This is a genomic window from Bradyrhizobium sp. BR 10261, from assembly GCF_019455395.1.
Taxonomy (GTDB): Bacteria; Pseudomonadota; Alphaproteobacteria; order Rhizobiales; family Xanthobacteraceae; genus Bradyrhizobium; species Bradyrhizobium manausense.
The window spans coordinates 107,298-124,284 of the sequence record NZ_JACOFQ010000008.1; the positions used below are offsets into that span (position 1 = coordinate 107,298).

The following is a 16,987-nucleotide window of genomic DNA, read 5'->3' on the forward strand; positions in this document are numbered from 1 at the left end:
CATTTTAGAAAATGCGCAACACAGAGGAGTGACTGGAATGACAGAGACGACCAAGAAGACAGGCGTCAGCCGCCGCACGCTACTCAAGGGCACCGCGGGTCTCGCTGGCCTCGCCGCCGGCTCCGGCGCCATCACCGGCTTCCCCTACGTGATGTCGGCCGAGCCGAAGGTGCTGCGCTATCTCGGCACCGCCGTGAACGAGGGCGACGACATCTCCAAGCAGTGCCTGAAGGACACCGGCATCAAGATCGAATACATCACCGCGACGACCGACGATGTCACCAAGCGCGTGATGACCCAGCCGAATTCCTTCGACGTGCTGGACACCGAATATTTCTCGCTGAAGAAGCTGGTGCCGTCGGGCAACATCCTTGCCCTCGACGCCAAGAAGATCAAGGAATTCGACAACATCACCCCCGTCTTCACCAAGGGCGAGACGCCCGGCGGCAAGAAGATCGGCGGTCAGGGCACCGCGCCCTGGAAGGTGCTTTATCTCGAAGGCAAGGACTCCAAGACGTTCTCCAAGACGGCGACCGAGTTCGTCACGCTGATCCCGACGGTCTACAACGCCGACACGCTCGGCATCCGTCCCGACCTGATCAAGCGCCCGATCTCCTCGTGGTCGGAGTTGCTCAATCCCGAGTTCAAGGGCAAGGCCTCGATCCTCAACATCCCCTCGATCGGCATCATGGATGCCGCGATGGTCGTGGAAGCCACCGGCAAGTACAAATATGCCGACAAGGGCAACATGACCAAGGAAGAGATCGATCTCACCATGAAGGTGATGACCGAAGCGAAGAAGGCCGGCCAGTTCCGCGCGTTCTGGAAGGACTTCAACGAGAGCGTCAACCTGATGGCCTCGGGTGAGACCGTCATTCAGTCAATGTGGTCGCCGGCGGTGACCAAGGTGCGCTCGATGGGCATCCCCTGCACCTTCCAGCCCCTCAAGGAAGGCTATCGCTCCTGGGCGTCCGGCTTCTGCGTCTCCAAGGGCGTGTCGGGCGACAAGCTCGACTGGGCCTATGAGTTCGTCAACTGGTTCCTGTCCGGCTATGCCGGCGCGTATCTCAACCGCCAGGGCTACTACTCGGCCGTGCTCTCGACCGCGAAGGCCAACATGGAGCCCTACGAGTGGGCCTACTGGATGGAAGGCAAGCCGGCCGAGAAGGACATCAAGGCGCCCGACGGCTCGCTGCTGGAGAAAGCCGGTGCCGTGCGTGACGGCGGCTCCTATGAGGACCGCATGGGCGGCGTCGCCTGCTGGAACGCGGTGATGGACGAAAACGACTACATGGTCCGCAAGTGGAACGAGTTCATCGCCGCGTGATGGATACGTCAGAAGACATCCTGCAACAGGCATCCCCGGACCTCGTCCGGGGATCCCAGACGAGGCGCGCGGCGAAATCCGCGCGCTTGTCGCCGTCTTTCGTCTCCTGGCTCCAGGCCGGGCCGATGATGCTGGTGTTTCTCGCCTTCTTCCTGATCCCGCTGGTCTTCGTCGTCATCGTCTCGTTCTGGGACTACAACGAATATCAATTGCTGCCGGCCTTCTCCGGCCGCGGCTATACCGACACGTTCGAAGGCTGCATCGCGCAGCTCCCGGATCTCTGCACGATCGCAAAAACCTATCTGAAGACGCTGAAGCTCTGCTTCCTGGTCTGGGCCATCACGCTCTTCATCGGCTTCTGGGTCGCCTATTTCCTCGCCTTCCATGTCAAGTCGAAGACCTGGCAGATGGGACTGTCGCTGCTCTGCACGATCCCGTTCTGGACCTCCAACGTCATTCGCATGATCGCCTGGATCCCGCTGCTCGGGCGCAATGGCCTCGTCAACTCCGGCCTGATGAAGACGGGACTGATCAACCAGCCCTTGGAATGGCTGCTGTTCTCCGAATTCTCGGTGGTGCTGGCGCTGGTCCACCTCTTCACCTTCTTCATGGTGGTGCCGATCTTCAATTCGATGGTCCGCATCGACAAATCGCTCATCGAGGCGGCCTACGACGCCGGCGCCTCCGGCCTCCAGACGCTGGTCAACGTCATCATTCCGCTGGCCAAGCCCGGCATCGTGATCGGCTCGATCTTCGTCATCACCATCGTGATGGGCGACTTCATCACCATCGGCGTGATGGGCGGCCAGCAGATCGCCGCCGCCGGCAAGATCATCGAGACCCGGGTCAACGCGCTGCAATTCCCGGCTGCGGCCGCCAATGCCGTGATCCTGCTCGTCATCACCTTCCTGATCATCACCATGATGTCGCGCATCGTCGACATCAAGAAGGAGCTGTAGGCGATGAAGGAAGGACGCCCGCGCTCATTCTACGTGCTTGCAATCTTCTTCGCGGCCTATGTGCTGTTTCTTTACGGCCCGATGATCGCGATCTACGTGCTGTCGTTCCAGGGGCCGCAAGGCGGCCTCACCTTCCCGATGAACGGCGTGTCGACCTACTGGCTGACAAAGCTGTTCCAGGGCACCGGCATCGTCGATCTCGGCGCAGCCTTCCGCCGCTCGCTGCTGCTTGGCGTCATTGTGATGGGCGTCACCGTCGTGCTGTCGGTTGCTGCCGGCATGGCCTTCCGCAGGAAGTTCAAGGCGCAGAGCATTCTGTTCTACTCCGCGATCGCGAGCCTGATCGTGCCCTCGATCATCACCTCGCTCGGAATCTCATTGGAGTTCCGCATCATCGACGATCTGATCAAGGCGCATTGGAACGGGAATTTCGAGACCTCGATGGGCCTGCTCACCTCGGGTCTCGGTGCGCACCTGACCTGGACGCTGCCGTTTGGTCTCTTGATCATGTTCGCGATCTTCAACCGCTTCGATCCCAGGCTCGAGGAAGCGGCGCGCGATCTCGGCGCGACGCCGTGGCAGGCCTTCCGTCATGTCGTGCTGCCGATCATCCTGCCGTCCGTGATCGGCATCGGCCTGTTCGGCTTCACGCTGTCCTGGGACGAACTGGCGCGCTCCAGCCAGGCGATCGGCGCGGTCAATACGTTGCCGCTCGACCTCCAGGGCCTCACCACGACGGTGACGAACCCGGATATCTATGCGCTCGGCACCATCATCTCCGCAGTGTCCTTCGCGGTGATCACGCTTGCGCTGGGCACCATCCACATGCTCAACAAGCGCCAGGCGGCCAAGGGGTCGGACGCAGGCAAGGGACTTGTCTAACTGCAATGCGGCTGCACGTCGTCAATCCCAACACCACGGCGACGATGACGGCGAAGATCGCCGCGGCGGCCCGCGCCATCGCACTGCCCGATACGGTGATCGACGCGCGCCAGCCCGCGATGGGGCCGGTTTCGATCGAGGGATTCTACGACGAGGCTTTCGCGGTGCCCGGCATGCTCGGCTGCATCCGCGAGGCCGATCGCGACGGCGCGGATGCGCACATCATCGCCTGCTTCGACGACACCGGCCTCGATGCCGCGCGTGCCGTGGCGAAAGCGCCGGTGATCGGCATCGGCGAAGCCGGCTTTCACATGGCGAGCTTGGTCGCGGCACGCTTTGCCGTGGTGACGACGCTTGGCGTCTCCATCGTGCCGATCGAACATAATTTGCGGAAATACGGCCTGGCCGAGCGCTGTGTCCGCGTCCGTGCCGCCGAAGTCCCGGTGCTCGCGCTCGAGGAGCGCAATACGGAGGCGCTCGGCAAGATCTCCGCGGAGATCACGGCAGCGATCCGCGACGATCGCGCCGAGGCCATCGTGCTCGGCTGCGCCGGCATGGCCGATCTTGCGGCAGAACTCGCCGGCACCCACGGCCTGCCCGTTGTTGATGGCGTTGCCGCCGCAGTGACGCTGGCGGAAGGAATGGTCCGGCTCGGGCTCGCGACATCCCGGCTTGGCCCCTACGCGGCGCCGCGCGCGAAGGCCTACTCAGGCCCGTTTGCACCGTTTCAGCCCTGAGCGTCTGCTGCGCACTGACGGCACGGATCTTCGACGGTGTACCGCGTTCAGCCTTATCGCACGACGATTCAGCCGTCGTTGAAGGCAGCCCGTCCTTAAGCGCTGCCGAAGCTCCGGCGGAGCCTCGCTTTTTCCTCAAGTGGCCACCTTTTTGTCCCAATTGTTGCTGAAAAGTAACACTTTCGGGACGCCCCGGCCGCATTGTCTGCGTTCTAGTGCTGCCGCTCTTCGCCACTCACCAAGTTTCAATTTGGGTCTTGTCAGCGATGATCGATCTCGCAGAGGACACACCGTCCAATCCCCTTCTTCGTCTTGGCGCCCAGCCGATCGCGTTGACGGCTGCCGCGCTGCTGCTCCTGATCGCCGGCGTCACCTCGATCGCGATCTGGCGCGCTTATACCGGCACTGCGCCTGAGACCGACCGCGTGGTCGCCTCGCGGCAGCTTCAGGTGCGCGCGGCGCAGGCCTCCGAACAACTGGTCGAGAAGACCAAAGGACTGGAGGCGACCCAGCAGGAATCGATCGATCAGCTCCAGGTCGTGCAGGACCAGCTCCAGAGCATGAAGAAGCTGCTCGCCTCGCAGCAGGCCGACACCAAGCGCCTGTCGGATCAGGTCACCAGTCTGAACGAGTCCATCGACGGGCTGCGGCAATCCTTTGCCAGCGTCCGGTCCACCGAGGCCGACACGCCATCGGTTACTCCGAGGAAACCGGCGCCCCACCGCGTCCATGCCAGCGCCCGCAAACGCGCGAGGGGCTGATTAGATCCCGGGTCACGACCCTTTATTTTCGCCGGATGTGAAATGGATCACATTTGTCGGTGTGATTCCGGGCCATGTTCGGCTCTACCGGATGGCGTGAGCCGATTTCAATATCCGGGGCTGGCAAGGTCGTTGACGGTATACTGCGTCAACGGCCTTGTTTTTTGATGCCGAGTATTTTGGCGCCTCGGCCAGGCACCGCCCTCATGACAGTTGCTTCTATTCACAAACTTGAACACGGCGGACGCGCCAGCCCCATTGCGTCATGACCCGCTGCCGCACCAGGTAGCACTGCGCAGCGTAGTCCTCGTAGCCGACGCCATAATATTCGCCATAGTACGGGTAGCCATAGCCAAAAGCGCTGTGATAGCCGGCACCCGCAATGCCGGCGCCGATCGCCACACCCGGCCAGAAGCCGCCGCCGTGCCAACCATGGCCCCAGCCGCCACCCCGTGCCTGCGCCGCCTGGGGCGCTGCGAGACCAACCGCCGCGAGGGCCAGTGCGGCCACGATCAACTTGCGCAACATCAACTCACCCTCCGCGTGGAAACGCTCCACACAGCAAATCAGGAGCAAGCTAATGTCACTTGATCGCTGACGACAGGAGGACCGGCTCACTTCCGCGCGAGCGTCAGCAGCCGCGGCAGATGCTCTTCATCTTCTTGTCGAGCAGGCGGTTCTCGGCGCGTACCGTGGCATCGGCGTCGGGGTTCGTGCCCGAGGCTGCGCCGGTGGTGACACCCGGCGCGGTGTTCGCGCCGGAGGATTGCGCCGTACCCAGACTGTTGGTGCCGGGCGGCGGCGCCGGCGCATTGGCGACACCGCCGGTCGATCCGGTCGCACCGCCGGTGGTCTGTGCGAACGAGACAGCGGGCATTACGGCGAGGCCGATGATGACGACGATCAAGATCTTGATCGAAGCGCTTGCGGACGGCTGGGTCATTGGAAAATCTCCCTGCCCGATCAACGGTTGCAGCAAAAACAGGTTCCGGAACAAATCCCGTCACATCAGCTTGAAACTCGACCGCGCAGCGACCAAGGTGGCAGCGCGCGAAACTGTGAGAGGCAAAATCATGATGACGGATCGCGATCCCTTTGCAGAAGGCGAGCGCGCGGCGCGCGAAAACATTCCGGCCGAAGCCAACCCTTACACAGACGGCAGTGACGAGCACGCCTTGTGGGCGGCCGGGCATGAGAAGGTCGCCGGCACAATCGAAGCGCGGGAATCCGAGGGAAACTGACGCTCCTCCGGACGGCTGCTAAGCGGCGGCGCCCATCTCGTTGCCGAGATCCTCGACCATAGTCACAAAGATATGCGCGTCCTCTCCGGCGATCCGAAGCCCGTATCAGCCGATCCGCTTCAGGCCCTTCTGGAAGCGCGGGCCGTTGGCGACATAGAACCTTGCGGCGCTGCCCATCTTCTGCACCTGGGCATCATCGAGCGTGCGGATGACGCGCGCGGGCGAGCCGATGATCAGCGAGCGTTCGGGGAACTCCTTGCCCTCTGTGATGACAGAGCCGGCGCCGACGATGCTGTTGCGGCCGATCTTCGCGCCGTTCATGACGATCGATCCCATGCCGATCAGCGCGCCCTCCTCGACGGTGCAGCCGTGCAGGATGACGTTGTGCCCGACGGTGCAGTTCCTGCCGATGACAAGCGGAAAGCCGAGGTCGGTGTGGCAGGTCGAGCCGTCCTGCACATTGGCGCCCTCGCCGATCTCGATCCACTCATTGTCGCCGCGCAGCACCGCGCCGAACCAGACGCTCGCGCCCGGCTTCAGGCGCACCTTGCCGATCACGGTCGCGGTTTCCGCGATGAAATAGTTGCCGTCGGAAGGAAGATCGGGCGCCTGCCCGTCGAGCTCGTAGATCGCCATGGAGGTCTCCTGTCACGCTGGCCCAAGCCATAGCGAAACGACGCCGCGGAGGCAAAGGGCGGCCGCGCAGCCCTGCAAGCCGTCAGCCGATGACGCCGGTCGCGCGCAGCGTCATCAGGAAGAAGGTGCCGCTCATCATGCTCCAGAAGCAGGCAATGATGGTCGCCATCATCACGAACTCGAAGCGGCGGCTTTCGAGCCGCATGCCGCGCAGCGTATTGCGCATGATGATGAAGGGCGCCGCGAACACCAGGAACGGCACGGCCGCAAACGTCGTCGGCGCCACGCCCTCCTGCAGCAATCCGAAGCCTGCGGGGCGCTGCGACAGCGCCTGGTAACCATTGGCGAGCGCACCCGCGAGCGCAAAGCCGATGCAGATCGAGAAGAAGGTGTTGAGAGCTTCAGGTGTCATCGGAACAGTCCGCCCATACGCAACGCGAGGAGCCTTCCTGTGACAAATAGTGCCGGTTAACGCTACATTATCCTTAAGCGAAGGTTAACGCCGCCGCCCGCCCTGCGCAGAGCCCCCGGCAGCCCGGAGCCTTCCGCGAAATCGCCGCCACGTGGCATATTCGCCGGTGATTCGTCGGCCATCGGCCGACCGGCCCCGGATCCATTTGCGCGACCTCATGACGGTGTTTTCGGCAACCTCCCCTCGCTCTTCCAGGACGAATGCCAAGATGAGCGCCAAGATGAGTGCCAAGGCGCGTGCCCGGACCCATCTCGTCCCCCTCGCGCTCACCGGTGCGTTCGCCGCGAGCGCGGTCGGGCTGGTGGCCTATCTGTTGTGGCCGACCTGGAGCACGGGCGGCACTGACGCGCCGGACAAGCTGCCCGTCAGCGTCGGCGGCACGCTGTTCAACCTGCCGGTCTCCGCGATCCGGATGAAGATCCAGCGGCACTCCGGACCGCAGGAGCGCATCGACCTCGACTTCCTCTATCCCTCGCTGGAGGCACCGAGCGGGCCGACGCATGTCACCGCGGATACCGTCGACACGGCGATGCAGCCGATCGACCGCATCTTCCTGTCGATCGCGGCGCATCACGATGCGCTCTCGCCCGAGCAGCGGACGACGACGATCTATCCGCGCTATCTCGAACAGGCCGCAACGGTGCCGGACGACGGATTGACGATGCGCTCCTTCCGCGGCGACACGTCCTATGGCGGTGAGGACCTGTATTCCGCCAGCTCACCCGCGCTCACCGCGCGCTGCATGCGCGATGCAGCCACGCCCGGCATGTGCCTGTCCGAGCGCCGTGTCGACGGCGCCGACCTCACCTTCCGCTTTCCGCGCAGCTGGCTGTCGCAATGGCGGGGCGTTGCGGAAGCGATGGACAAGCTGACCGCGCAGCTGCGCGGACCGAAGGGCTGAGAACGGAGCGAGCAAAAATCGAAAACAACCCCATGCACAGTAGCCAAGCGCCCCTGCGGTTGTTTCTGGTTTTCAAAAATTCGCCTTTTTAGAAATTTCTGTTGACTCCTCGGCCGAAATAGGCCATGATGGCCTCATGGAGAAATTGATTTGGATGGCGCGGTGGCCTGAAATGTGACCGATGTCACAGACAACAAATTGCATCCGGCCATTCTACGGATAGTCTGAGACTTATTGCATTCGGGGGCTGGAATGCAGCTTCGGCTGTTTGGTTGGTTAATTGTTGCGGCTTGGCTTGCGACCTCGCTTGGGACCGGCTCTGCGCTGGCCGCCGAAAAACGCGTCGCGCTGGTGATCGGCAATTCCGCCTACAAGAGCGCCCCGCGGCTCGCCAATCCGGTGAACGACGCCACCCTGGTCGGCGGCATGTTCAAGACGGCCGGCTTCGACAATGTCGATGTCAGGCTCGACCTCAACGCCGGCGACATGCGCCGGTCGTTGCGTGAGTTTGCGGGCCGAACCCGCGATGCCGACGTTGCGGTCATCTACTATGCCGGGCACGGCATTGAGCTCGACGGCACCAACTACCTGATCCCCACTGATGCCGTGCTGGAAACCGACGGCGACGTGCTCGACGAGACCGTCGCGCTCGACCGCGCGCTGTTCGCCGTGGAGCCGGCCAAGCAGCTCCGGCTCGTCATCCTGGATGCCTGTCGCGACAATCCGTTCGCCAAGACGATGAAGCGCACGGTTGCCTCGCGCGCGATCGGGCGCGGTCTTGCCAAGGTCGAGCCGACCAGCCCGAACACCATGATCGCCTTCGCGGCCAAGGCCGGCTCAACCGCCTCGGACGGCGATAGCAAGAACAGCCCGTTTGCCACCGCGCTGGTCGAACGCCTGCCGACGCCGGGGCTCGACCTCGGCAAGGCGTTCCGTTTCGTCCGCGACGACGTGCTCAAGGCCACCGGCAACAAGCAGGAACCCTTTGTCTATGGTTCGCTCGGTGGCGATGACGTAGCGCTGATTCCGGCCAAGCCGGCCGCGGCTGGACCGCAGGCAAATCCCGACGGCGAAATCCGGCGCGACTACGAACTGGCCCTTCAGATCGGCACCCGCGACGTATGGTCCTCCTTCATCAACCGTTACCCAAGCGGCTTCTACACCGACCTTGCCAAGGGCCAATTGAGCAAGATTGTCGCCGAAGAAACCCGGGCCGCCGCCGCGGAAAAGGCCAGGCAAGCCGAGGACGAGAAGTCTCGGCTTGTCGCCGAGCGGGCCAAGAAAGCCGAACAGGAGAAGGCAGCAGCAGCCGCCAAAGCTGCCGAGGACGCCAAGGCCGCGGCCGAAAAGGCCAAGCAAATCGAGGAGGCCAAGGCGGCCGCAGCAGAACAACGCAGAAAGGATGCCGAAGCGGCCGTGGCGAAGGCGCTGGCGGACAAGCAAGCCGCCGAGAAGGCGCTCGCCGACAAGATCGCGAACGACAAGGCGACCGCAGAACTGGCAGCGAAGCAGGCTGCGGACGCGAAAGCACGGGAAAGCGAGCAGAAAGTTGCCGCCGTTGCTCCGACCTCTTCCCCGTCGAGCCTCTCTCCACAAGAGACCGCGAAGCTGGTTCAGTCCGAACTCCGCCGTGTCGGCTGTCTGGCAACCGCGGCCGACGGCGACTGGAACGCGTCATCGCAACGCTCGCTGACGCTGTTCAACAAATATGCGGGAACGAAGTTCGACGCCAAGCTCGCAAGCTTCGACGCGCTCGACGCAATCAAGGCCAAGCCGGGCCGAGTCTGCCCGCTGGTGTGCGATCACGGCTTCAAGGCTGACGGCGATGCTTGCGTCAAGATTGCCTGCCGCGCCGGCTATCGCGTCAACGATGACAATGAATGCGAGAGGATACAGGACAAGAAGCCGGTCGCCACGCGAGAGGAGGCGAAGTCGAGGGACGGCGACAAGACGAAGGTGGAGTCCCCACCGTCGAACCCGCGAGCGAGCGGCCAAATCTATTGTAACAACCTGGGCTGCCGCCCCGTCCGGCCGGGTTGTCGGCTCGTAGTGCCGGACGGCGGGGCCGCTGGCGTCGCTAAGGGTACTTATACGGGTGAGGTCTGCAATTGAGAACGAGGGCTGCAATGGGCGCGCTTCGGTTTCTTGGTTTGGTCATCCTCGCTGCCTGGCTCGGGGGCAGCTCGGCGCACGCCGAGAAGCGCGTCGCGCTGGTCATCGGCAACTCGGCCTACAAGAACGTGGCGAGGCTCGCGAATCCTGCGAACGATGCCGCTCTGGTCGGCGACATGTTCAAGAAGGCCGGCTTCGACGCCGTCGACGTCAAGCTCGACCTGAACGTGGTCGACATGCGCAAGGCGCTGCGCGAGTTCGGCAGCAAGGCCCGCGCGGCCGACGTCGCGGTGGTCTACTACGCGGGTCACGGCATCGAGCTCGATGGCACCAACTATCTGATCCCGACCGATGCTGCCTTGGAGACCGATACCGACGTTCTCGACGAGGCGTTCCCGCTCGACCGGGTGCTGTTTGCCATCGAGCCTGCCAAGCAACTGCGCCTCGTCATACTTGATGCCTGCCGCGACAACCCGTTCGCCAAGACGATGAAGCGCACGATCGCCTCGCGCGCGATCGGCCGCGGCCTTGCCAAGGTCGAGCCGACCAGCCCGAACACCATGATCGCCTTCGCGGCGAAGGCAGGCTCGACTGCTTCGGACGGCGATAGCAAGAACAGCCCGTTTGCCACCGCGCTGGTCGAACGCCTGCCGACGCCGGGCCTCGATCTGGGCAAGGCCTTTCGATTCGTCCGTGACGACGTGCTCAAGGCCACCGGAAACAAGCAGGAGCCCTTTGTCTATGGCTCGCTCGGCGGCGACGACGTTTCGCTCGTTCCGGCGAAGCCTGTGGTCACTGCGCCCCAGGGCCCGCAAGCCAACCCTCAGGACAGCATCCGCCGGGACTACGAGCTGGCGCTGCAGGCCGGAAACCGCGACGCATGGGAAGCATTTTTGCAGGCCTATCCCGACGGCTTCTATGCCGGCCTTGCGCGTGCGCAACTGAAGAACGTCGCTGCCGAAGAGGCCCGCGCAGCCGCAGCGGCGAAAGCGCGCCAGGCGGAAGACGAAAAGGCGCGCCTTGCGGCTGAGCGCGCCAATAAGGCTGAGCAGGAGAAGGCGGCGGCCACCGCCAAAGCCGCAGAGAATGCCCGAATTGCCGCTGAAAAGGCCAAGCAGGTCGAGGAAGCCAAGGCGCTCGCGGCCGAGCAGCGCCGGAAGGATGCCGAGGCCGCCGTGGCCAAGGCGCTGGCCGACAAGCAGGCCGCGGAGAAGGCGCTCGCCGACAAGATCGCGAACGACAAGGCAGCGGCCGAGCTGGCCAAACAGACGGCTGAGAAGACGCAAGGCGAGCAGAAGGTCGCAGCCATCGTCCCAACCCAATCGCCCTCCTCTCTCTCGCCGCAAGAAACCGCCAAACTGGTGCAGTCAGAGCTCCGGCGCGTCGGATGTTTCGCGAGCAACGCAGACGGCGACTGGAATGCGTCATCGCAACGCTCGCTGACGCTGTTCAACAAATATGCGGGGACGAAGCTCGACACCAAGCTCGCAAACATCGAGGCGCTCGACGCCATCAAGGCCAAGCCGGGCCGGGTCTGCCCGCTGGTCTGCGACCACGGCTTCAAGGCCGATGGCGATGCCTGCGTGAAGATCACCTGCCGCGCCGGCTTCCGCATCAATGACGACAATGAATGCGAGAAGGTGCAGGACAAGAAGCCCGTCGCGACCCGCGAAGATGCCAAGCCGCGCGACGATCAGAGAAAGAAGAGCGAGGCCGCGCCCGCGAAGCCACAGGCGACAGGGCAAATGGTTTGCAGCCAAGCCGGCTGCCGTCCGGTTCGGCCGGGTTGTCGACTCGAATTTGCGCGCGGGTATGGGGGCGGCAGCGCCACCGCGACCAACTTCGAAGTCTGCAACTGAGGCCGAGCGATAAGAGCACCCCGCGGCTCACCACCCGACGGCAGGCGACCTCAGGTCCATCGTCCGTCATTGCGAGCCAACGGGTCCGCGCGAAGCGCGGCCCGATGACAGGCTCCGCGAAGCAATGACGATGCTGATGCAGCTGTGCCCAAAACGCGATCTCGGGCCCCGGACGCCGCGCAGCGTCCCTTCGAAGGTGCGCTGCAGAGCCGGGGCCTTGTTGCAGAGATCCGTTGTGCGGCTTCTGGGTCCCGGCTTTGCACTGCAATGCTGCGGGTTGCTACGCGCCCGGGCGGCAGTTCGTCGGCCGGCCTGAACCTCCTGCTTGGGAACGACGACAAACAGGGCAAATTGTCCGGGGGGTTGCCATGTCGACGTTGAGGGTAGTGCTGCTGGGTCTGGCGGTCGCCTTGTCCGCGCTGGCGGCTCTGGCCTTTTGGTTGGCGGCGACGCCAGCCGCGGCCGACGATGTGAATACATGTGGAAGGGCATCTGGCGAAGAGGCAATAGCCGCGTGTTCGCGAGCGATCGATTCCGGTCAATACAGCGGTCGTCAGCTTGCCGCCCTTTTCAACAATCGTTGCTCCGAGTGGAACGGAAAGCAAGAAAGCGACAAGGCCCTTGCAGATTGCAACCAGGCCATCGGGCTCGATCCGAACTACGCATTGGCGTTCTTCAACCACGGCAACGCCTATTTTGCCAAAGGCCAATACGACCGCGCCATCGAGGATTACGACCAATCGATCCGGCTCAATCCGAACTATGCACACGCGTTCAACAACCGCGGCAATACCTATGGCAACATGGGCCAGCGCGACCGCGCTATCGAGGACTACAGCCAGGCGATCCGGCTCAACCCGAAACACGCAGATGCGTTCTACAACCGCGGCATCGCCTATGACGTCGAAGGCGATCACGACAGCGCCATCGAGGACTACAACCAGGCAATCCGGCTCAAGCCGAACCGCGCGGATATGTTCTACAACCGCGGCATCGCCTACAAAAGCAAAGGCCGATACGACGACGCCATCGCGGATTACAGCGAGGCGATCCGCCTCAATCCGAACTACGCAAGCGCGTTCAACAACCGCGGCAACATCTATAACGCCAAATGCGAATTCGACCGCGCCATCGAAGATTTCAACCAGGCGATCCGGCTTGATCCGGGCCATTTCGAAGCGTTCAACAACCGCGGTGCCGCCTACAACGCCAAGGGCGAATACGACCGCGCCATCGAAGATGCGAACCAGGCGATACGGCTCAATCCAAACTTCGCGATCGCATTCTATAACCGCGGCATATCATGGGAGCGGAAGAACGATCCGCCACGCGCGTTGGCGGATTTCAGAACGTTCTCCGAATTGGCTCCCTCCGACCGAGATGGTCAAAAGGCAGTGGAGCGCGTCACAAAGGCGGTGAACGGTCCGTGATCGCCATGTTTGCAACGCGCCGAACGGCGGGGGGCGCTGCAACCAAATGGCAAAAACACCCCCATGCCAGATGCGCGCGATCACGTGCCCTACCCACAGATTGTTGCCGATAGCAAAGCGCGGCCAGACCTTGCGCCGGATCGACTGCTTGGTACCTTCACTTTTCAGGAAAACGTCGGGGTGAACGATGTGAGCGATGCGACGGCAAACCTCCCGCCCGGTGCGCAGTTGCTGGGGCGCGAGTGGCTCGGCTTCGACGAGAGCGGGCGAGCGCTGATCCGCTTCCAGGCTCAGAGCGCGTTCACCAACAGGCATGGGACAATCCAAGGCGGCTTCCTCGCGGCGATGCTGGACTCGGCCACGGGGATTTGCGCCTTGGCGGCACTCACACCCGATCTGACAGTCGTGACCACGAGCCTCGATACGCGTTTCCTTAAGCCCGCAGCGGTTGGCCCCATGACGGCGCGTGCCCGGATCATCGAACGGATGGATCGCGAGATGGTCGTGCAGGCCGATCTCATCGATGCGGAGGGCGTCGTGGTTGCCGATGCAATTGCGCGGCTGCGCGTGCTTACGAAGAAATAGAGTTATGCGGCCGTAACGCTGATGGTGTGGAAAGAGCGCGCCTCGATCTTCAATGCGTGCCCCGGACGCAGCGCAGCGTCTCTTCGACGGTGCGCTGCAGAGCCGGGGCCCATGTTGCAGAGGTGCGCTGTGTGGCTTCTGGGTCCCGGATCTGCACTGCAATGCTAAAAAGCGTTGCAGTGCGTCCGGGACACGAGAGAACGCCGCGCGCGGCTAAAACTCCGCTTCGCGCGCAATCTCGGCGTACCAACTATTCCTGGTCGACCAGATCGTCCTCGAGGATCGCCATCTGGAACTGGAACGAGCGATCATCGTCCTCGTCGTCGACGAAGAGGACGCCGATGAACTCCTCGCCGATATAGACCTCGGCGGAATCGTCCTTCTTCGGCCGCGGCACGACGCGGATCTTGGGATTGCCGAATACGCGCTTCAGATACGCGTCCAGCTTTCTGACTTCTTTGACGTCCACGGCAAGTCTCCGATCGAAATTGGTCGGCCGCGTTTTAGGACGAGACGCGGCGAACCGCCAGCATGAATTGCCAAAGAATTTGGGGACGAAAGGGCCGGCAAATCCGGCCCTTGGGAAACGCAGGCTTAAAGTCCCATCGCGTTGATCATCTGGTCCATGGTGCGCGACGGCTCGGCGCAGCCGGCCTCGCCGACGATCTTGGCCGGCACGCCGGCGACCGTGACGTTGTGCGGCACGGGCTTGACCACGACCGAGCCTGCCGCAATGCGCGCGCAATGGCCGATCTCGATATTGCCGAGGATTTTTGCGCCGGCGCCGATCAGCACGCCATGACGAATCTTCGGATGGCGATCCTCGTTCTCCTTGCCGGTGCCGCCGAGCGTGACGCCGTGCAGGATCGAGACGTCGTCCTCGATCACAGCGGTCTCGCCGCAGACGAAGCCGGTGGCATGGTCGAGGAAGATGCCGCGGCCGATGCGCGCGGCGGGATTGATGTCGGTCTGGAACACCGCGGAGGCGCGGCTCTGCAGATAATATGCAAAGTCCTTGCGGCCCTTCAGATAGAGCCAGTGCGCCAGGCGATGGGTCTGGATCGCATGAAAGCCCTTGAAGTAGAGCAAGGGATCGATGAAGCGCGAGGTCGCGGGATCACGGTCGTAGACGGCGACGAGATCGGCGCGGAAGGCGTTGCCCAAATCAGGGTCCTCGCGCAGGGCCTCGTCATAGGTCTGGCGCACCAGGTCGCCCGACAGCGCCGAATGATCGAGCCGGTCGGCGAGACGGTGGATCACGGAATCCTCGAGACGGCTGTGATGCAGCACGGTCGAGTAGATGAAGGTCGCAAGCTCGGGCTCGCGGTGGACGATGTCCTCTGCCTCGCCACGGATCCGGTCCCAGATCGGATCGAGCGACGCGAGCTTTCCTCCCGGATTGACCTGATGCACTGCCATGATTTTCTCTTTGGGATTTGCTCTTCGGATAGGCTGGTCTCGGTGGCCTTATAGCACAGTGTAGGCGACAAAGTCCTGACGGGCTTGCCTGAGAGTGAACTGCGCCTTGCTTTGCGGAAGCACGCCAACGCATTGAAACACAACAGATTCTTCTGGTGCCCCCAGACCGCAAGGTCGGCTTGAAATGGTCAGAGTCTTGCCAAATTCAAGCCGGGTCGCGTCAAACTATTGGTGAATTTCGTCCCGACCCTCATCGCGGGCATGGTCATGACGACCACGGAGCCGTTTTGAGCATCATCACCGAACAATCGCGCGCGCGCGCCGCGCCTACGCTTTGGCTGCGGCTGGCGGCGGTGGCTCTGCCCCTGCTCATGATCGCGCCGGCGATCTGGAACGGCTATCCGCTGTTGCAATGGGATACCGGGGGCTATCTGGCGCGCTGGTACGAAGGCTATCTGGTGCCGAGCCGGTCCACCGTGTTCGGCCTCTATCTGCACTATGGCGAGGCTTTCGGATTCTGGATCAACCTCGCGGTCCAGTCGCTGGTCACGATGTGGCTGTTGCAGCTCACCTTGCGCGTCCTCTCGATGATGCAGACGGCCCGCTTCGTCGCCATCAGCCTGCTGCTGATCGTGTCGACGGCGTTGCCCTGGCTCGCCAGCATGCTGCTCACCGACATCTTCGCCGGGCTGTCGGTGCTGTCGCTGTTTCTGCTGATCGTCGGCGGCAGTCGCATCTCGGGGTTCGAGAAGGCCGCGCTGTTCGTCTTCACCGCTTTTGCGGCCGCAACCCATAGCGCCACGCTCGGCGTGCTGCTCGGGCTCTGCGCCGTCGGCTGGATGGTGCGGCCGTGGCTTGGGCCGCGTCTGCCGATGTCAGGTCTTGCCCGGGCGAGCCTGACCATCGTCGCGGGCGGGATGATGCTGATCGCGGCTAACCACGCGCTATCAGGCAAATGGGCCTGGACGCCCGGCGGCACTGGCGTCGCCTTCGGCCGCATGATGCAGGATGGCATCGTTGCGCGCTTCCTTGGCGATCATTGCCCGCGCGAACACTTCAAGCTCTGCCCCTATCGCAACGAATTGCCGGCGACGGCCGACGAATTCCTGTGGGGCAAGAGCATGTTCAACACGCTCGGCCGCTTCGACGGCCTGGGCGACGAGATGGGCACCATCGTCGAGCGATCGCTCGCCGACTATCCGGCCTGGCAGCTAGGCGCCGCGCTGCGGGCGATGGGCCGGCAATTGCTGCATGTCGCGACCGGCGAAGGCGCCAGTGTCTGGATTCCGCACACCTACGGCATCATCGAGCGCTATATCCCGGCGCAGGTCGCGCCGATGCGCGCGGCGCGCCAGCAGAACTGGGAGCTCGATTTCAACACCATCAACCGGCTGCACGTGCCCGTCGCGCTGGTTTCGATGCTGGGGCTGCTCGTGCTGCTGGGACACGCGCTCGCTTATCGCCGGCTCGACGACCTGACGCTGCTGGCGGCGACCGTGACGCTGGCCCTGCTCGGCAATGCCTTCATCTGCGGCGTGATCTCGGGACCACACGACCGCTACGGCGCGCGCATGGTGTGGCTTGCGACCTTCGTGGTGCTGATGGCGCTGGCGCGGCGGCTGGGCGAGGAGCCGGCGCGCAACGAAGGATGACGAGCCTTGCCTCG

18 protein-coding genes are annotated in these 16,987 nt (G+C 63.4%); 12 read left to right on the forward strand and 6 right to left on the reverse strand.

The genetic code is table 11. The features are described from left to right. The first annotated feature begins 37 nt into the window (after positions 1-37). The 5 genes from HYH07_RS11450 to HYH07_RS11470 all read left to right on the forward strand — a co-directional run bounded on the left by HYH07_RS11450 (position 38) and on the right by HYH07_RS11470 (position 4,666). Positions 38-1,327, forward strand: a complete 1,290-nt coding sequence (locus HYH07_RS11450; protein WP_057744324.1) for a PotD/PotF family extracellular solute-binding protein — start codon at positions 38-40, stop codon at positions 1,325-1,327. After that, positions 1,327-2,286, forward strand: coding sequence for an ABC transporter permease (locus tag HYH07_RS11455; protein ID WP_057744328.1), 960 nt, complete (start codon positions 1,327-1,329; stop codon positions 2,284-2,286). The genes HYH07_RS11450 and HYH07_RS11455 overlap by 1 nt, the downstream gene beginning before the upstream one ends. Before the next feature lie 3 nt (positions 2,287-2,289). Continuing rightward, positions 2,290-3,168, forward strand: a complete 879-nt coding sequence (locus tag HYH07_RS11460) for an ABC transporter permease (RefSeq protein WP_220002594.1) — start codon at positions 2,290-2,292, stop codon at positions 3,166-3,168. 5 nt (positions 3,169-3,173) lie between these two features. Further along, positions 3,174-3,905, forward strand: a complete 732-nt coding sequence (locus HYH07_RS11465; protein ID WP_220002595.1) for an aspartate/glutamate racemase family protein — start codon at positions 3,174-3,176, stop codon at positions 3,903-3,905. A 266-nt stretch (positions 3,906-4,171) separates the two neighbouring features. Further along, positions 4,172-4,666, forward strand: coding sequence for a hypothetical protein (locus HYH07_RS11470; protein WP_220002596.1), 495 nt, complete (start codon positions 4,172-4,174; stop codon positions 4,664-4,666). A 219-nt stretch (positions 4,667-4,885) separates the two neighbouring features. Here HYH07_RS11470 and HYH07_RS11475 read toward each other — a convergent pair whose 3' ends face one another. Further along, complete coding sequence (locus HYH07_RS11475; protein WP_220002597.1) at positions 4,886-5,194, reverse strand: hypothetical protein; 309 nt, start codon at positions 5,192-5,194, stop codon at positions 4,886-4,888. A gap of 103 nt (positions 5,195-5,297) precedes the next feature. Continuing rightward, a complete protein-coding gene (locus HYH07_RS11480) occupies positions 5,298-5,609 on the reverse strand; it encodes a hypothetical protein (protein WP_220002598.1) in 312 nt (103 codons plus the stop codon). Between HYH07_RS11480 and HYH07_RS11485 the strand changes: the two genes are divergently transcribed. Then, positions 5,560-5,907: a hypothetical protein gene (locus HYH07_RS11485; protein ID WP_220002728.1), complete on the forward strand. Its 348-nt coding sequence runs from the start codon at positions 5,560-5,562 to the stop codon at positions 5,905-5,907. The genes HYH07_RS11480 and HYH07_RS11485 overlap by 50 nt on opposite strands. A gap of 105 nt (positions 5,908-6,012) precedes the next feature. Here the strand turns inward: HYH07_RS11485 and HYH07_RS11490 are convergent, their stop codons facing one another. Both HYH07_RS11490 and HYH07_RS11495 read right to left on the reverse strand, forming a co-directional pair. After that, entirely contained in the window at positions 6,013-6,543 is a 531-nt protein-coding gene (locus tag HYH07_RS11490) for a gamma carbonic anhydrase family protein (protein WP_220002599.1), read from the reverse strand. Positions 6,544-6,625: 82 nt separating this feature from the next. Then, a complete protein-coding gene (locus HYH07_RS11495; RefSeq protein WP_220002600.1) occupies positions 6,626-6,955 on the reverse strand; it encodes a DUF6949 family protein in 330 nt (109 codons plus the stop codon). 217 nt (positions 6,956-7,172) lie between these two features. Between HYH07_RS11495 and HYH07_RS11500 the strand changes: the two genes are divergently transcribed. From HYH07_RS11500 to HYH07_RS11520, 5 genes are all read left to right on the forward strand, one after another. Beyond that, on the forward strand, positions 7,173-7,916 hold the full coding sequence (locus HYH07_RS11500; RefSeq protein WP_220002601.1) for a hypothetical protein: 744 nt from the start codon (positions 7,173-7,175) through the stop codon (positions 7,914-7,916). 252 nt (positions 7,917-8,168) lie between these two features. Beyond that, entirely contained in the window at positions 8,169-10,028 is a 1,860-nt protein-coding gene (locus tag HYH07_RS11505; protein WP_220002602.1) for a caspase family protein, read from the forward strand. Positions 10,029-10,042: 14 nt separating this feature from the next. Next, positions 10,043-11,887, forward strand: coding sequence for a caspase family protein (locus HYH07_RS11510; RefSeq protein WP_220002603.1), 1,845 nt, complete (start codon positions 10,043-10,045; stop codon positions 11,885-11,887). A gap of 368 nt (positions 11,888-12,255) precedes the next feature. Next, complete coding sequence (locus HYH07_RS11515; RefSeq protein WP_220002604.1) at positions 12,256-13,317, forward strand: tetratricopeptide repeat protein; 1,062 nt, start codon at positions 12,256-12,258, stop codon at positions 13,315-13,317. Positions 13,318-13,380: 63 nt separating this feature from the next. Beyond that, positions 13,381-13,902 carry a PaaI family thioesterase gene (locus HYH07_RS11520; RefSeq protein ID WP_228749414.1) on the forward strand — a complete coding sequence of 174 codons (522 nt, stop codon included), beginning with the start codon at positions 13,381-13,383 and terminating at the stop codon, positions 13,900-13,902. 250 nt (positions 13,903-14,152) lie between these two features. Here the strand turns inward: HYH07_RS11520 and HYH07_RS11525 are convergent, their stop codons facing one another. Continuing rightward, complete coding sequence (locus tag HYH07_RS11525; protein ID WP_007602550.1) at positions 14,153-14,371, reverse strand: DUF3126 family protein; 219 nt, start codon at positions 14,369-14,371, stop codon at positions 14,153-14,155. Between the two features lie 125 nt (positions 14,372-14,496). After that, positions 14,497-15,321 (reverse strand): serine O-acetyltransferase, encoded by an 825-nt coding sequence (gene cysE / locus HYH07_RS11530; protein ID WP_057740949.1) that lies wholly within the window; start codon positions 15,319-15,321, stop codon positions 14,497-14,499. Between the two features lie 287 nt (positions 15,322-15,608). Here cysE and HYH07_RS11535 point away from each other — a divergent pair, with 287 nt between their 5' ends. Further along, entirely contained in the window at positions 15,609-16,973 is a 1,365-nt protein-coding gene (locus HYH07_RS11535; RefSeq protein ID WP_220002605.1) for a hypothetical protein, read from the forward strand. Positions 16,974-16,987: the final 14 nt, after the last annotated feature.

Coding starts and splice junctions, on each gene's coding strand:
- HYH07_RS11505 (WP_220002602.1), top strand. CDS start 8,169: ATGCAGCTTCGGCTGTTTGGTTGGTTAATTGTTGCGGCTTGGCTTGCG.
- HYH07_RS11470 (WP_220002596.1), top strand. CDS start 4,172: ATGATCGATCTCGCAGAGGACACACCGTCCAATCCCCTTCTTCGTCTT.
- HYH07_RS11455 (WP_057744328.1), top strand. CDS start 1,327: ATGGATACGTCAGAAGACATCCTGCAACAGGCATCCCCGGACCTCGTC.
- HYH07_RS11490 (WP_220002599.1), bottom strand. CDS start 6,543: ATGGCGATCTACGAGCTCGACGGGCAGGCGCCCGATCTTCCTTCCGAC.
- HYH07_RS11520 (WP_228749414.1), top strand. CDS start 13,381: ATGCCAGATGCGCGCGATCACGTGCCCTACCCACAGATTGTTGCCGAT.
- HYH07_RS11500 (WP_220002601.1), top strand. CDS start 7,173: ATGACGGTGTTTTCGGCAACCTCCCCTCGCTCTTCCAGGACGAATGCC.
- HYH07_RS11480 (WP_220002598.1), bottom strand. CDS start 5,609: ATGACCCAGCCGTCCGCAAGCGCTTCGATCAAGATCTTGATCGTCGTC.
- HYH07_RS11450 (WP_057744324.1), top strand. CDS start 38: ATGACAGAGACGACCAAGAAGACAGGCGTCAGCCGCCGCACGCTACTC.
- HYH07_RS11495 (WP_220002600.1), bottom strand. CDS start 6,955: ATGACACCTGAAGCTCTCAACACCTTCTTCTCGATCTGCATCGGCTTT.
- HYH07_RS11465 (WP_220002595.1), top strand. CDS start 3,174: ATGCGGCTGCACGTCGTCAATCCCAACACCACGGCGACGATGACGGCG.
- HYH07_RS11515 (WP_220002604.1), top strand. CDS start 12,256: ATGTCGACGTTGAGGGTAGTGCTGCTGGGTCTGGCGGTCGCCTTGTCC.
- cysE (WP_057740949.1), bottom strand. CDS start 15,321: ATGGCAGTGCATCAGGTCAATCCGGGAGGAAAGCTCGCGTCGCTCGAT.
- HYH07_RS11510 (WP_220002603.1), top strand. CDS start 10,043: ATGGGCGCGCTTCGGTTTCTTGGTTTGGTCATCCTCGCTGCCTGGCTC.
- HYH07_RS11475 (WP_220002597.1), bottom strand. CDS start 5,194: ATGTTGCGCAAGTTGATCGTGGCCGCACTGGCCCTCGCGGCGGTTGGT.
- HYH07_RS11460 (WP_220002594.1), top strand. CDS start 2,290: ATGAAGGAAGGACGCCCGCGCTCATTCTACGTGCTTGCAATCTTCTTC.
- HYH07_RS11485 (WP_220002728.1), top strand. CDS start 5,560: ATGACGACGATCAAGATCTTGATCGAAGCGCTTGCGGACGGCTGGGTC.